This window comes from Janthinobacterium agaricidamnosum NBRC 102515 = DSM 9628 (assembly GCF_000723165.1).
GTDB lineage: Bacteria > Pseudomonadota > Gammaproteobacteria > Burkholderiales > Burkholderiaceae_D > Janthinobacterium > Janthinobacterium agaricidamnosum.
Window position 1 is genome coordinate 4,791,948 of sequence record NZ_HG322949.1, and the last position, 14,189, is coordinate 4,806,136.

The window sequence follows — 14,189 nt, forward strand, 5'->3', positions numbered from 1 at the left end:
GCTGCGGGGCTCATGTTGTTGCTTAGAAGTCGACTTGCAGGGTTGCCGATACCAGGCGTGGTGCGGCCAGGTTATAGAACACGGTCGAACCCTTGATCGCGCCATAGGTCAGCGCATTTTGCTGCTGGCCGGTCGGGTTGCGATACTGACGGCTCAACAGGTTGGAGATGTTGAAGGTCAGCTTGGGTGTCTTGAAAGCGCCCATGGTCGGGAATTGATAACCCGCATCCAGGTCCACCGTGGTGTAGCCAGGAACTTCTTCGTCGTTCATCAGCGTGGCTTGCTGCTTGCTGGTGTACTTGGCCTTGAGGCGGGTGTACCAGTCATTGGTTTCATACGACAGGCTCAAACCGGTTTTCCACTTTGGCGCCAAAGGATATTGGTTACCGGTGGTTGGCAGGTAGATGACCGCCTTGTTGGCATCAATGCCGGCAGCGATATCGTTCTTGATCTTGGTGCTCAGGTAACCGAGCGAACCATACACCGACCAGCCATTGATAGGTGTGTTGCCCAGCTCAAGTTCGAAACCCTTGTTTTGCACATTGCCCACGTTGGTGTAGGTGCTGGTCAAGGTGTTCGGATCGGTGGCGTTAGCCTGGCGATTCTTGAACTCGGTAAAGAACACGGTCGCGGACGTCGTGATCAGGTTGCTTTGATGGCGGTAACCCATATCCAGGTTCCACGCGGTTTCAGGCTTTACATCGCTGACCAGGGTCGCGGTGCCGTCCGGCGACACGACGATGTTCTTGCCGGTGGTGGCGAACACGAAGTTAGGCGGCGCGCGGAAGTTTTTCGCCAGGCTGGCAAACAATTGGTCATCGTTGGTGATACGGTAGCGCACACCGAACTGCGGCAACAGGTCCGAGTACGACTTCTCGTAGTGGTAGCCGATCGCCGAATTGGTGCCTTCGTTCGGATTGTTGGTGAAGTCGCGCTTGACGTGCGGGTTGCGCACGCCGACGTTGACCAGCAGTTTGTCATCCAGGAAGGATACGGTATCTTGCAAGAATGCCTGGTAAGCGGTGCTGATCGTCGCCCAGTCACGGGTTTGATATGGCGTGCCGTCCGGACGCAAAATGGCGCCATCGCGCTTCCAGATATCGGATGGATTGCCGTTGGCATCGACCAGCTGGATCGGACCGGTTTGCGTGTGGGTGGCGCGTTCATACCAGAAGCCCGCCAATACCTGGTGATTGGCGAAGTTATGCGACACCGACGTGGTGATGCCCGGACGCTGGGTGCGCGTCACGCTGCCTGCATACACGATCACCGAATCCTTGGTGTCGCCATCGCCGTTCAAGTCCACGCCGGCGTTCAGTTTGCCGGTAGCCGGATTCAGGAAACCGCTTTCGGAAACCAGGCGCTGCTGCGTGCCGCCGGTGCCGTAGCCATACCAGTAGTAAGGAGTAACCTTGATATCGGTATCTTCGCCGATGCGGAATTTCGCGGTCGCCGAGGCAATCACGTTTTCAAACGGATTCAGCGCCAGCTTGTAGTACGAATCGGCCGTCGCTTGCGAAGGATCGCTGACGCCGACACCAGGCGATGCCGGAGCGTGACCGATGAAGGTGGTCGAATAGTCGTAGTAATAGCCATTCTTTTTCAAGTCGGCCAGACTGAAAGTGCTGATATTGTTATTGACGGCTTTGTTATACAGAACCGTGCCGTGAATGTAGTTGAAGCGATCCCAGTCGTAGTTGAAGCCCAGATCGACGTGGTCGCGCACAGCCTTGCCGGCGCCCTTCCACTTGTCCGCATCAGCATGCGAGTACGACAGGAATACCTTGGCGCGGTCATTCGCAAAACGGCCGGTGTCGACGCGCAGATAAGTTTTACGCAAATTCAGCTGGCCCAAGGTCTGGGCAGCGCGGAAACGGAATTTATCTTCCGGATCGCAAGTGGTGATACCGAAGTTGCCGCCGGTCGCGCCGACTTGCGGCGAATCGACGTCGGTCGAACCCTGGGTCACGAATTCCGAGCAGGTGTTTTCCAGGTCAACATATTCTTGGGGATAAACCGCAAAGCTGCCCGAGTCGTTGACCGGCACGCCATTGATGGTCGCGCCGACTTGATCGCTGTTAAAACCGCGCAGTGTCAGGCCGCCGCCAAACAAACCGGTGCCGTCGTAGCTGTAGGTATTAACCGATGGCATCAACGTCAATGCATCGAATGCATTGCCGGTTGGACGCTGCTTGGCCAATTCCTCGGCTGTCACGGTGCTGCGCGCCTTAGGTACATCTTCCTGCACCATCAAGCCCATACCGACTTTTTTGCCGGTAATGGTGACCACGCCGGCCGCTGGCTTGGCATCCGTGTCGGGTGCCGCTTCGGCATGGGCGGCGCCGAGGCATACCATCTGGCATGCCAAGGCTACCAGGCTCAAGCGTAGCTTTGGATTTTTCTGAAAAACGGATTGCATCAAAACTCCCTATAGGACGTTATTGTGATTTCAACAATTAGGATGGGCGATACCTCAACCGAAACACCGCTACCTATGAAAAAACCAACTTATTTAAGTGGTAAATTTTTGTTTATAAACAAGCTGCTACAAGCTCACTCCAACCTCTCTTGGAAGTGAAGTAACAATATCAACCCGAAATTGTAACTAGCAAATATGTCGCCCCGATGACATGGCCCGGCGATTAATGACATACAACTTCGAGCTGCAAACATTCTGTTGGAAAAGTGAAACCAGTCAAAAAAGCAATAGAATTGCTGTTTTTTTGAGCATAAAAACCCACTATGCCTCAATGGGTAATTGATGACAAATTCGATTTTTCTTGTGGAATTATAGGTAAATCATATAAATAATACGATTCCCCAGCACTTTTCTTTCGATCTAGCATCTAACACGCCATAAGCGCGTGATTATAAATGAGCCCATGTAGCTTGAAATTGTTTCATAGGAAAACGATAGCAAGGGAATAAAGATATCTGTTTTTTGTAGTATAAAGACCACAAAACCGTCAGCAGACTGATGCGGTGAGGAACGCCTGGGTGGCTGCGGGACAGCAGCAGGATGATGTTGAATGACAACACGCGTGTGTGTTTGTCAGAATTTACTTTTGCGACATCAGAAATATTTTATTAATGACATGTCATCCATCACGGATCTGGCGCCACAGAGTTCGCCGCCAGATCCTTGACTTATATACCAGCGTTGCGTGACATCACTTTGGCAATGAAGTGGCAATCGCCGCCTCGAATTTGGCAAAGCGGCCGTCGAGCTGCTTGATCAAACGTTGTTTATCCGCATCGTTCAAGAAGGAATAACGCAGGCTGTTATAGGACAACTTCTTGATTTCCGCGTAATCGGTCTTGTAGCGGCTGGCAAACAAGACATACTCGCCGGACAGATTATTACGCGACACGCCCGCATCGTCGGTCGAAATGACAAACGGCACGCCATATTTGCGGTACAGCGTCACCGGATGGGCTTCGCCCTTGATGCCGAGGATGAATTCGTTGCTGCTCAAATTGACTTCCACCGGGATATCGCGTTCGCGCATTTCCTTCATGATCCCCAAGGCATTGCTTTCATGCGCGATATCCATGCCATGGCCGATGCGGTTGGCGCCAGCCACCTCGATCGCATCGCGGATGTGGAAGGTCAGGCCTTCCGGCGGCACCGTGCCCAGCGCCAGCTCGCCGGCGTGCAGCGCCAGCTTCACTGTCGGATACTTGCTTTTCAAGAACTTGAACATCTGCATGTGCATCTCGTAATCGCGCATCGAGACATTCACGCTTTCCTGGCCGACGATATTGACGCCGACAATTTGCGGGCTGAGGCTGGCCATCTTAAAACTGGACAACATCGACGCAAACACTTGCGACGGCGACAGGAAGCGCAGCACATACGCCTGGTAGCGCAGCGTGAAATCGGCGTCGTCGATACCGGCGCTGCTGGTTTTCACATGGTCCAGATAAGCCTGGATAGCTTGTTGGAAAGAAGCATCCTGTTCCAGCGCTGCGCTGAGCGCCGTCAGCGATGCATCGTTGACGCCGCTGGCCAGCGCCTGCTGGTCGAACGCGGCGTTCAGCGTAAATGGCGCCAGTTCAAACTGCGTTTCGATATAGCTCAGGTTTTCCTGGATCGCGCGCTGCTTCAGGCGCAACAAACCGTCATGCGCATTGGTCGATCCAACCGGACCGAAATAACCGAAGGTATCGAAAAACTGGCGGTCCGGCGGCGATTGCTGGGTGCTGTGGTTGTAGAAATCCTTGTCCGACCAGCGCTGCAACAGATTTGCCAGCAAGGTGTTGTCGTTCATCACGTCGGCGCCCGACACGCAGCCACGTTCGGCCGGCGCTTTGGCTTGCTCGGCAGCGATGACGTCCGGCTTGGTTTCAATCCGATAAGTGGCCTTGTTGACACAATAGTGTTCCTTGTCGACCCATTCCAGAAATTGCTCGGCATACAGGGCACCAACATAATGGTGATGCAAATCGCCGCCTTTCGGCATCATCGTGAAGAACATCGTCAGTTCGGCTTCCCTGGGCTTGGCCCCGCCGACCAGCTGCGCGAAATAGCGCTTGGTGATTTCTTCATTGCTGGCGGCACAGGCGCCGTGCGGCAAGGCGGCGGACATGGCCAGGGTCAGCATCAGGCTGGCGATTTTCTTTTGCATGAATGGTTCTCGGTTGATCAAACGTTATCGGTCAGGCAGCCTCGCGTACATGTACCCGTCGGCCGTTGGCATAAGTGGCGGCGACCGCGCGGTCGTCGCCCAGCAGCGCCAGCGCGAACAGCAATTCTTCCAGGCTGTCGCAACGTTGCGTGCGGCGCGCCAGCAACGGTGTCGCTTGCGGGTCGAGCACGATGAAGTCGGCTTCGGCGCCGACGACAAAATTGCCGATCGTGCCTTCCAACTGCATGCTGCGCGCCGCGCCCAGCGTCGCCAGGTAAAACATTCGCATTGCCGGCAAGTAACTGCCTTTCATGCGCGCTACTTTATAGGCTTCATTCATGGTTTGCAACATCGAGAACGAGGTGCCGGCGCCGACATCGGTCGCCAGCGACAGCAGCATCCGCGCCGCATCGGCCCGCTCGAAGTCGAACAAGCCGCTGCCGAGAAACAGATTGGAGGTCGGGCAAACCGCCGCCGCCGACCGGGTTTCCGCCATCCGCTCGCGGTCGCGCTGGTTGAGCCAGATGCAATGGCCGAACATCGCGCGCGGGCGCAGCATGCCGTACTGGTCGTACACGTCGAGGTAGCTGCGCGCATGCGGGAACAGCGATTGCACCCACTGGCATTCGGCCTCGTTTTCCGACACATGGGTTTGCAGATACGTGTCCGGATAGGCGCGCGCCAGTTCGCCGGCCAGGGCCAATTGCCGGTCGGTCGAGGTGGGCGCGAAGCGCGGCGTGATCGCGTACAGCGCGCGGCCGCGCTTGTGCCAGCGCTGGATCAAGGCTTCGCTGTCGCGTGCGCCGCTGTCGGCGGTATCGCGCAGGAAGTCCGGGCAATTACGGTCCATCATCACCTTGCCGGCCACCATGCGCAACTGGCGCGCCTCGCTGGCGGCAAAGAATGCATCCACCGATTCCGGATGCACGCTGCCATACACCATGGCCGTGGTGGTGCCGCAGCGCAGCAGTTCATCAAGGAAGAATTCGGCCACCTGGCGCGCATGCCGCGGATCGGAAAACTGGCGCTCGGTCGGGAAAGTATAGGTTTCCAGCCACGGCAGCAGCCCCGGCGCCGGCGACGCGATCATATCGGTTTGCGGGAAATGTACATGGGTATCGATGAAGCCCGGCATGATCACCTTGCCGCGGTAATCGTGCACGTTGGTTCCAGGCGGCAAGCTGCCGTGCAGCGCGGCGTAATCGCCGGCGGCGCGGATCTTGCCGTCTTCGACGATCAGCAAGCCATCTTCCAACCAGTCATGGGCTTGCTGCTCGCTGAAAGCCGGATCGGCGTGAAAGTGCAGCAAGCTGGCACGGTAAGCTTGCAGTGTTGCTGATGTCGACATGGGATACTTTCTGATTGTTCTCGAATACTCAAACGGGTGCAATGGCGCGCAGCCTGCTTCCGCCACCACCACCGGCAACCAGCCTCAGCGGGACGGCGCTGCTGGCTGCGGCCTGCTCTTCCCACACCATCAATAATTGACAGCACACCGAGGCGGCGATCACCGCTGGCGCCTTATTCGTAATGCCCGGCAAGCCGATCGGACACACCATCGCCGCGATGCGTTCGGCCGGCACCCCACGCGCCTGCAAGCGATGTTCAAATTGCTTGCGCTTGGTCATCGAACCGATCAAGCCGAACCAGCCGCTATCCGGCCGCGCCATGATGGCTTCGGTCAGCCGCTGGTCCAGCGCGTGGCTGTGGGTCATCACCAGGAAACTGCCGCCGGCGGGCGCCGCAGCGACCAGCATTTCCGGCGTATCCGACGCTACCACCCGTACATTGGCCGGTAAGGCGGCCGGGAACATGTCTTCGCGTTCATCGACCCACGTAATATTACAAGGCAAATTGGCCAGCGCGCGCACAATCGCGGTCCCGACATGACCTGCGCCAAACAAAGTCAGGTGAGCGCGCGGCGCAAGACAGGGATCGACCAGCCAGCGCCGGCCGGATGCGTCGCGCACCAGGTGGGTGCCGCGCTCGCGTGAAAAGGTCGCCGGCGCTGCGCCCGGCTTGCCGCAAATCAGCTGGCCGCCGGCGTCGAACAACACGGCCACCGCCGGTTCGTCGATCGCCGTCACGCGCCAGCTATCTTCGTGGCGGCGCTGCTGCAACGCGGCCAGTACCGCGCCCAGCGCCGCATCGCTGCGTTCGAACGCCAGGTAGACCACGCCGCCGCAGCATTGACCCAGGCTTGGACCCAGCGCGAAGCGTTCGATCCGCACCGGGCTGTTATCCACATCCGCATCCAGCAAGCCACGGGCGATCTCGATAGCGCGCATTTCCAGGTGGCCGCCGCCTATCGTGTCGTACAGGGCAGTATCGGTGACCAGCATCTTGGCGCCAGGTTCGCGCGGACCGGACCCTTCCACCATGGCCACCGTCACCAGCACCGCCGGTGTGGTGGGATCGCTGATCAGCCACTGATTCATCGCGCCGCCTTCAAGCCGTGGCCGCTTCGACAGCGGCGATGGCTTTGAGAATTTCTTCGCTGGTGGCCGGTGCATTCAGCGGCGGATTGATACGGTGGCCGGCCACGCTGGAGACCGCGTCGCGGATCGCGAAAAACACCGAGAACGGCAGCAGCAGCGGCGGTTCGCCAACCGCCTTGGAGCGGTGGATGCTGTCTTCGACGTTGCGGTTCTTAAACAGTTGCACGCGGAAATCTTCAGGACAATCGGAAATACCGGGAATCTTGTACGTCGATGGCGCATGGGTCATCAACTTGCCGCCGGCATTCCACCATAATTCCTCGGTGGTCAGCCAGCCCATGCCCTGGATAAACGCGCCTTCGACCTGGCCCACGTCGATCGCCGGGTTGAGCGACTGGCCGGCGTCGTACAAGGCATCGGCGCGCAACAGCTTCCATTCGCCGGTCAGCGTATCGACCACCACTTCCGAGACCGCCGCGCCATACGCGTAATACGAAAACGGATGGCCGGTCATGCTTTTGGCATCCCAATGCAAACCGGGCGTCGCATAAAAACCGTCCGACCACAGTTGCACCCGCGCCAGATAGGCTTTTTGCACCAGTTCCGGGAATGACACGGCATGGCCATTGACGTGGATGGTATTGTCGGCAAATACCACTGCCGATTCGTCGCCGCCATACAATTTGACGGCGTAAGCGGCCAGCCGTTCGCGGATCTGGCGCGCCGCGTCTTGCGCCGCCTTGCCATTCAAGTCGGCGCCGGTCGATGCGGCGGTGGCCGAGGTATTCGCGACCTTGCTGGTATCGGTGGCGGTGGCCCGCACATACGCCAGATCCAGCCCCAGTTCATGCGCGACCACTTGCATGACCTTGGTATTGATGCCCTGCCCCATTTCCGTGCCGCCATGATTGACCAGCACCGAACCGTCGACATACACATGCACCAGCGCGCCGGCCTGGTTCAAATGGGTGACGTTGAAGGCGATGCCGAACTTCAGCGGCGTCAGGGCCAGGCCTTTCTTGAGGATGGGGCTGCCATGATTGTAGGCGTCGATGTCGATCCGGCGCTGGCGGTAGGCGCTGCTTTCTTCCAGTTCGGCAACGAGGTCGTGGATCACGTTATCGACGATTTTCTGGCCGTACGGCGTGACGTTGCGGCCTTCTTCATCGTTGCGGCCGTAAAAATTGCGCTTGCGGATATCGACCGCATCGCGGCCCAGCGTGCGGGCGATTTCATCGATCACATACTCGATCGCGATCGCGCCTTGCGGACCGCCAAAACCGCGGAACGCCGTGTTCGACTGGGTATTGGTCTTGCCGCAAGCGGCGCGGATATCGACGTCCGACAAATAATAGGCGTTATCGAAATGGCACACGGCGCGGGTCGCGACCGGGCCGGACAAGTCGGCAGAATAACCTGCGCGCAAGGTCATATCGACCCGCGCCGCCAGGATCTTGCCGTCGTCGTCATAGCCGACTTCATATTCATAATAAAAACAGTGGCGCTTGCCGGTCACCAGCATGTCGTCGTCGCGGTCGGCGCGCAGCTTGACCGGTCGTTTCAGTGTTGCCGCGGCGATCGCGGACGCCGCCGCCCACAACGCCGATTGCGATTCCTTGCCGCCGAAACCGCCGCCCATGCGCCGGCATTCGACGGTGATATTGTGCGAATGCACGCCCAGCGCGTGCGCGACGACGTGTTGCATCTCGCTGGGGTGCTGGGTCGAACACAACACCAGCATGCCTGCTTTTTCCTTCGGAATCGCGTACGACACCTGGCCTTCCAGGTAAAACTGTTCCTGGCCGCCGACATACAGCTGGCCGCGCGCCACATGCGGCGCCTGCTGGAACTGGGCCTCGAAATCGCCGCGCTTGAGCTGCATCGGCGGCAACACATACGATTGCGCGGCCTTGGCCGCTTGCGGCGTCAGGATGGCCGGCAATTCGTCGTAAGTAATCACGGCGCGGCGCACTGCGCGACGTGCATGATCATGGCTGTCGGCAACAACAATGAACAGCGGCTGGCCGACATATTGCACCAGTTGCTCGGCCAAAATCGGATCGTCATGAATGATGGGCCCGCAATCGTTGGTGCCGGGAATATCGGCGGCGGTCAACACCGCCACCACGCCGGGCGCGCTGCGCACCGCCGTCAAATCCATGGCGCTGATGGTCGCATGGGCTTTTTGCGACAAACCCAGCGCCGCGTGCAAGGTGCCTTGCACTTCGGGAATATCGTCGGTGTAGCTGGCTTGACCCAGCACATGCAACTCGGCCGACTCATGTGCGCGCGCCACGCCGACGCCGCTCCATGCCGCTGTTTTGATGGCTGCTGTCACTTCCGCTGTGCCAGGATGGTTCATCGTATTCTCCTCAAGCACGGTTAGCGTAGGCGTTGACCGCGCTGCGCGGCAACGGTGCATCGGCCCGGGTTTCCAGCCAGAAGCGGCGCAGCAGGTTTTGCGCGGTTGTCATGCGGTAGGCGCTGGAGGCGCGCATGTCCGACAACGGCGCGTAATCCTGCGCCATCAAGGCCATTGCGGTTTTCAAGGCTTCCTCGCTCCAGCGCTGGCCAAGCAGCGACGCTTCCGCCCTGGCGGCGCGTTTCGGCGTCGCCGCCATACCGCCAAAGGCGATCCGCGCCTGCTGGATCAGGTCGCCGTCCAGCGTCAATGCAAACGCGGCGCAGACGGCCGAGATATCCTGGTCAAAACGTTTGGCCAGTTTATAGGTGCGGAATTTGATACCGGCTCGCGGCAACGGTACGCGCACGGCTTCGACAAATTCGCCCGCTTGCAAATCTTTCTTTTGATAATCGAGATAAAAATCTTCCAACGGCATCACGCGTTGGCCATGCTTGCCACGCAACACGATCTGCGTGCCCAGTACGATCAGCCACGGCATCGAATCGCCGATCGGCGAACCGTTGGCGACATTGCCGCCCAAGGTGCCGGCATTGCGCACCGGCAGCGACGCGAAGCGTTGCCACATTTCCGACAATTCATCCGGGTAATGGCTGCACAGCGCCTGGTACGCGTCGTTCAAGCTGACGCCGGCGCCGATTTCCAGCAAGCCATCCGCTTCCTTGACGGTTTTCAAGGCCCCAACCTGGCCGATATAAATGATGTCGCCAAGATCGCGCATTTGCTTGGTGACCCACAAGCCGACATCGGTCGAGCCGGCCAGCAGACAGGCCGCCGGTTTTTCGGCGCGCAATTGCACCAGTTCTTCCAGCGTGCGCGGCGCGTGGAATTGTTGTCCATTCGAACTGTAGGTAACCATGCTATCGCGCTGCAACGCGGTTAATTGCCGGGCCAGCGCAGCGCGGTCGAGTTCGACACGCGGCAATTCGCCCATGCGGTGCGCGGCGTCGATGATCGGCCGATAACCGGTGCAACGGCACAGATTGCCGGACAAGGCATCGTCGATATCGCAGCGCCGCGGCCTGGTATCGGGTTTTCCTTCCTGCTTCAGGTACATGCCCCACAGCGACATGGCAAAGCCCGGGGTACAGAAACCGCATTGGGAACCATGGCATTCGACCAGCGCCTGCTGCACCGGATGCAAGGCGCCATTATCCTGTTGCAAATCCTCGACCGTATACAACGCCTTGCCATCCAGTGTGGGCGTCAATTGGATGCAAGAATTAACCGCCTTCAATTCCACCTGACCAGCTTCGTTCAAGCTGCCCAGCACCACTGTGCAAGCCCCGCAATCGCCTTCGGCGCAACCTTCCTTGGTCCCTGTGCAATGCAAATCCTCACGCAAATGCTGTAAAACAGTTTGCGTAGTAGAAACATTGGCGACCTCTTGTACTGCGCCACGGAAAAAAAACGAATCGGTTCTGACATTGTTGCCTCGGTTTGATAACAGCTTGATCCCAGTATGCAGGTTACCACCCGGAGACGCGACAGCTATATCCATAATCTGATGTCGCTTATCAAGCAATCGCAATATCCTTATGCTGTGAACGGATGGGTCGCATGCCAATGCTCGGCGATATCGATGCGGCGCGTGATCCATACCTGCTCGTGCCCTTGCACATAATCGAGGAAACGCGCCAGCGCGGCGGCCCGCGCCGGACGGCCGATCAGGCGGCAATGCAAGCCGACCGACAACATCTTCGGCTGGTTCAAGCCATGCGGATCGCCTTCCGCGTACAACACGTCGAACGCGTCCTTCAAATAATCGAAAAACTGCGTGCCGGAGTTAAACCCCTGCATCGCGGCGAAGCGCATATCGTTGGTATCGAGCGTGTACGGCACCACCAGGTGCGGCTGGACTTGCGCCGCGCCGGCGGCATCGGTATAGGCGACCTTTTCCCAGAACGGCAAGTCGTCACCGTAATAATCGGAATCGTAGCGGAAGCCGCCATGCTCGACCACCAGCTTGCGCGTGTTCGGCGAATCGCGGCCGGTGTACCAGCCCTGCGGCAAGGCGCCGGTCAATTCCTGGATCATGCCGACCGCCTCGCGCATATGCTCGCGTTCGGTCGCTTCATCCATGTTTTGATAGGAAATCCAGCGCAAGCCATGGCAGGCGATTTCATGCCCCAGTTGCTGGAACGCGGCAACGGCTTCCGGATTGCGCTTCAGTGCCATCGATACGCCAAATACCGTCAGCGGCAGCTTGCGGTCTTCGAACATGCGCAGCAAGCGCCACAGGCCAGCGCGCGAACCGTATTCATAGATCGACTCCATGCTCAGGTGGCGCATCGGAAACGCCGCGGCGCCGATAATTTCCGACAAAAACGTTTCCGAGGCTGGGTCGCCATGCAAGACATTGTTTTCCGCGCCCTCTTCATAGTTCAATACGAACTGCAAGGCGATGCGGGCCCGGTTCGGCCATTGCGCGTGCGGCGGTGTCCGGCCGTAGCCGATCAGGTCGCGCGGATAATTGTCGTAAGTCGTCATGGCGGGTACTCGTCTATGTAAGGTATATGTCGAATGATATAGCCCGCTCACTACATCAGTATATGATTTGGCCGATAAGCAGATTCAACTTCGACATATAGGGGTAACAATGGGAAAACTGAGTACGCATGTGCTGGACATTGCACAAGGAAAACCGGGCGCCGGCGTCAAGGTGGCGCTGTTTTCGGTCACGCCGGAAGGGAAGACGCTGCTAAAGATGGATGTCACTAATACCGATGGCCGCTGCTCGACGCCGCTGCTGGAAGGCGAGACGATGACAGCCGGCCAGTATGAGCTGGTCTTCAATGCCGGCGATTATTTCGCCAGCCAGGGCATCGAGCTGCCGTCGCCGCGTTTTATCGACCTGGTCACGCTGGCGTTCGGTATTGCCCATTCCGATCAAAATTACCATGTGCCGCTGGTGGTGTCGCCGTGGTCGTATTCAACCTATCGCGGCAGTTGATTTTAAATAAGCATGCAAGATAAGCATTCCAGACAGGAGAGCGGCATGGCCTGCCTCCTGTCTGGACTTCCACCGTTTTAATGCACGGCAGCCTTGGCTTTCCAAGTCACACCCGGCCTTGCCACAGCATACATCTGCTTGCCGATCTCGTCGAACAGGCCCAAATCATCCTGGCCGACGGTATACAGGTCCAGGTGGTTGCGGCCAGCGAGATACGTGACCTTGGCGTCGCTGTCGAGCACCTTCCAACGCTGCTCGAAGCTGCGCACCGCGCCATCCAGGTAAAACGTATCTTCCGTTCCAACAATCATATGGAGTCGGCCTTTCAGCAAGGCATGCTGTTTCGGCCAACGCTGTTCCAGCAATTGCGCCAGATCGTAATGATCGCGCCAGTAGCGCGCCACTTGCGCATCGACGGCGCCGCTGGCACGGTCGAACAGAGGGCGCGGCCGACCATCCGCGCCGCGCGGCGAAAACACCCAGTCAAACGAAGCCAACTGCCCGCCATAGGTGCCGAGCACCGCTTCGATCTTGGCAGCTTGTTCCAGCGTGACAATCACCTTGCCATTAAAACGCGCCAGCGGCCATGGGCTGCCGTCAGGCTTATGATAGACGTTGGCGTTAGCGACATAAATATCGGACTGGATGAACTGGTGGAAATCGATCGAGTCCGGCGAGCTGGGCCAGGTTCCGCCAAACACTTGCGGGAAATTCAGCTGCAACTGCAGCGTCGCCCAGCCGCCGCTGGAATGACCGGTCAGCAGGCGGCCGGCAGGTTTTCCATCCATGCGGTACTTCCGTTCCAACGCAGGAATCAATTCCGTCGTCAAGGCGGTGCCCCACGGGCCGTTATTCAGCGAGTCGGCGAATTCATGCGTACCTTCAGGGGTACGCTGTTCCAACATCACCCATATCATCGGCGGCAATTGTCCGCTGTCCATGCGGGCACGGATTTGCGTCGCGGTTTGGGCGCTGAAGTCTTTCGGCACGCCAAAACCATGCGTCCAATACACGGTCGGATAACGCGCGTGCGAGTTTTTCTCATAATCGGGCGGCAACACAATCCATGATTTGAGAGCAACATCCTTACCCCAGAAATGGCTCAATAGCGTGCTCTTGAGATCGAAAGCTTGTGCCGCGCCCTCTTTGACGATCGGCGGGATGCCCATCACAGGAGTGCGACTGACAGTGCTCGCGGCACGATGGTCCAGCTTGATGGCCGGCACAGCCTGGTCTTGCGCCACCGTGATCACATCGCTTTCCCAGTCGCTGGCATCGCGGCCGTTACGATTATAGGTATGGTCCACGTCGAGCACCGCCTGTATTTCGCGCGCACATGCAGGCGCTTCATTAAACGGTTTCGGATAAGCGCCGCTATCAGCATGAAACTGCACAGTTGCGCCTGGCGCCACGCCCTGGATTTCCTGCGCCGCGATCCAGGTGCTCTCGGGCGCAAACAGATTCACTTCGACACTCTTGTCGCCAGTGCCGCACTTCATGAACAGCAGCAGACGTCCACTGACCGGTGCGGTCGCGGAGGAAGGCATGACAATTTGAAAGGTGCTGGGAGTTTGCGCAGAGGCAATTGGCGGAACAAGCAACACGGCCGCAGCGCATGCACTCAAGGAATAAATCGATTTAACAAGATTGGTAAGCACTCTAATGATTCCATAAATCAACTAAAGATGCCACTATTCAATACACGTCATTACAGAGTCAAGTGTAAATTCCATTACGCATCGCCCCGC

Annotated in this window: 9 protein-coding genes; 1 reads left to right on the forward strand and 8 read right to left on the reverse strand. The window is 58.3% G+C overall.

Going from position 1 to position 14,189, the window contains the following annotated elements; genetic code table 11:
- Nucleotides 1–22 precede the first annotated feature (22 nt).
- From GJA_RS20560 to puuE, 7 genes are all read right to left on the reverse strand, one after another.
- Nucleotides 23–2,419 carry a TonB-dependent receptor gene (locus tag GJA_RS20560; RefSeq protein WP_038496024.1) on the reverse strand — a complete coding sequence of 799 codons (2,397 nt, stop codon included), beginning with the start codon at nt 2,417–2,419 and terminating at the stop codon, nt 23–25.
- Nucleotides 2,420–3,170: 751 nt separating this feature from the next.
- A complete protein-coding gene (locus GJA_RS20565) occupies nt 3,171–4,628 on the reverse strand; it encodes an adenosine deaminase family protein (RefSeq protein ID WP_038496025.1) in 1,458 nt (485 codons plus the stop codon).
- Nucleotides 4,629–4,659: 31 nt separating this feature from the next.
- Nucleotides 4,660–5,976, reverse strand: a complete 1,317-nt coding sequence (gene guaD, locus GJA_RS20570) for a guanine deaminase (protein WP_038496027.1) — start codon at nt 5,974–5,976, stop codon at nt 4,660–4,662.
- Between the two features lie 28 nt (nt 5,977–6,004).
- The gene (gene xdhC / locus GJA_RS20575; protein WP_038496030.1) at nt 6,005–7,066 is read right to left on the reverse strand and encodes a xanthine dehydrogenase accessory protein XdhC; all 1,062 of its coding nucleotides are present in this window, start codon (nt 7,064–7,066) and stop codon (nt 6,005–6,007) included.
- Between the two features lie 10 nt (nt 7,067–7,076).
- Nucleotides 7,077–9,428, reverse strand: a complete 2,352-nt coding sequence (xdhB, locus tag GJA_RS20580; RefSeq protein WP_038496032.1) for a xanthine dehydrogenase molybdopterin binding subunit — start codon at nt 9,426–9,428, stop codon at nt 7,077–7,079.
- A gap of 10 nt (nt 9,429–9,438) precedes the next feature.
- Nucleotides 9,439–10,956: a xanthine dehydrogenase small subunit gene (xdhA, locus tag GJA_RS20585; protein WP_339325679.1), complete on the reverse strand. Its 1,518-nt coding sequence runs from the start codon at nt 10,954–10,956 to the stop codon at nt 9,439–9,441.
- Nucleotides 10,957–11,024: 68 nt separating this feature from the next.
- Complete coding sequence (gene puuE / locus GJA_RS20590) at nt 11,025–11,978, reverse strand: allantoinase PuuE (protein WP_038496034.1); 954 nt, start codon at nt 11,976–11,978, stop codon at nt 11,025–11,027.
- A gap of 109 nt (nt 11,979–12,087) precedes the next feature.
- Here puuE and uraH point away from each other — a divergent pair, with 109 nt between their 5' ends.
- Nucleotides 12,088–12,441, forward strand: coding sequence for a hydroxyisourate hydrolase (gene uraH / locus GJA_RS20595; RefSeq protein ID WP_038496036.1), 354 nt, complete (start codon nt 12,088–12,090; stop codon nt 12,439–12,441).
- Nucleotides 12,442–12,518: 77 nt separating this feature from the next.
- Here the strand turns inward: uraH and GJA_RS20600 are convergent, their stop codons facing one another.
- The gene (locus GJA_RS20600) at nt 12,519–13,988 is read right to left on the reverse strand and encodes an alpha/beta hydrolase (protein ID WP_051781193.1); all 1,470 of its coding nucleotides are present in this window, start codon (nt 13,986–13,988) and stop codon (nt 12,519–12,521) included.
- Nucleotides 13,989–14,189 lie beyond the last annotated feature (201 nt).

What these genes read in the sequence shown, in the direction of transcription:
- GJA_RS20560 (WP_038496024.1), bottom strand. Translation starts at nt 2,419, where the DNA reads ATGCAATCCGTTTTTCAGAAAAATCCAAAGCTACGCTTGAGCCTGGTA.
- GJA_RS20565 (WP_038496025.1), bottom strand. Translation starts at nt 4,628, where the DNA reads ATGCAAAAGAAAATCGCCAGCCTGATGCTGACCCTGGCCATGTCCGCC.
- guaD (WP_038496027.1), bottom strand. Translation starts at nt 5,976, where the DNA reads ATGTCGACATCAGCAACACTGCAAGCTTACCGTGCCAGCTTGCTGCAC.
- xdhC (WP_038496030.1), bottom strand. Translation starts at nt 7,066, where the DNA reads ATGAATCAGTGGCTGATCAGCGATCCCACCACACCGGCGGTGCTGGTG.
- xdhB (WP_038496032.1), bottom strand. Translation starts at nt 9,428, where the DNA reads ATGAACCATCCTGGCACAGCGGAAGTGACAGCAGCCATCAAAACAGCG.
- puuE (WP_038496034.1), bottom strand. Translation starts at nt 11,978, where the DNA reads ATGACGACTTACGACAATTATCCGCGCGACCTGATCGGCTACGGCCGG.
- uraH (WP_038496036.1), top strand. Translation starts at nt 12,088, where the DNA reads ATGGGAAAACTGAGTACGCATGTGCTGGACATTGCACAAGGAAAACCG.
- GJA_RS20600 (WP_051781193.1), bottom strand. Translation starts at nt 13,988, where the DNA reads ATGCCTTCCTCCGCGACCGCACCGGTCAGTGGACGTCTGCTGCTGTTC.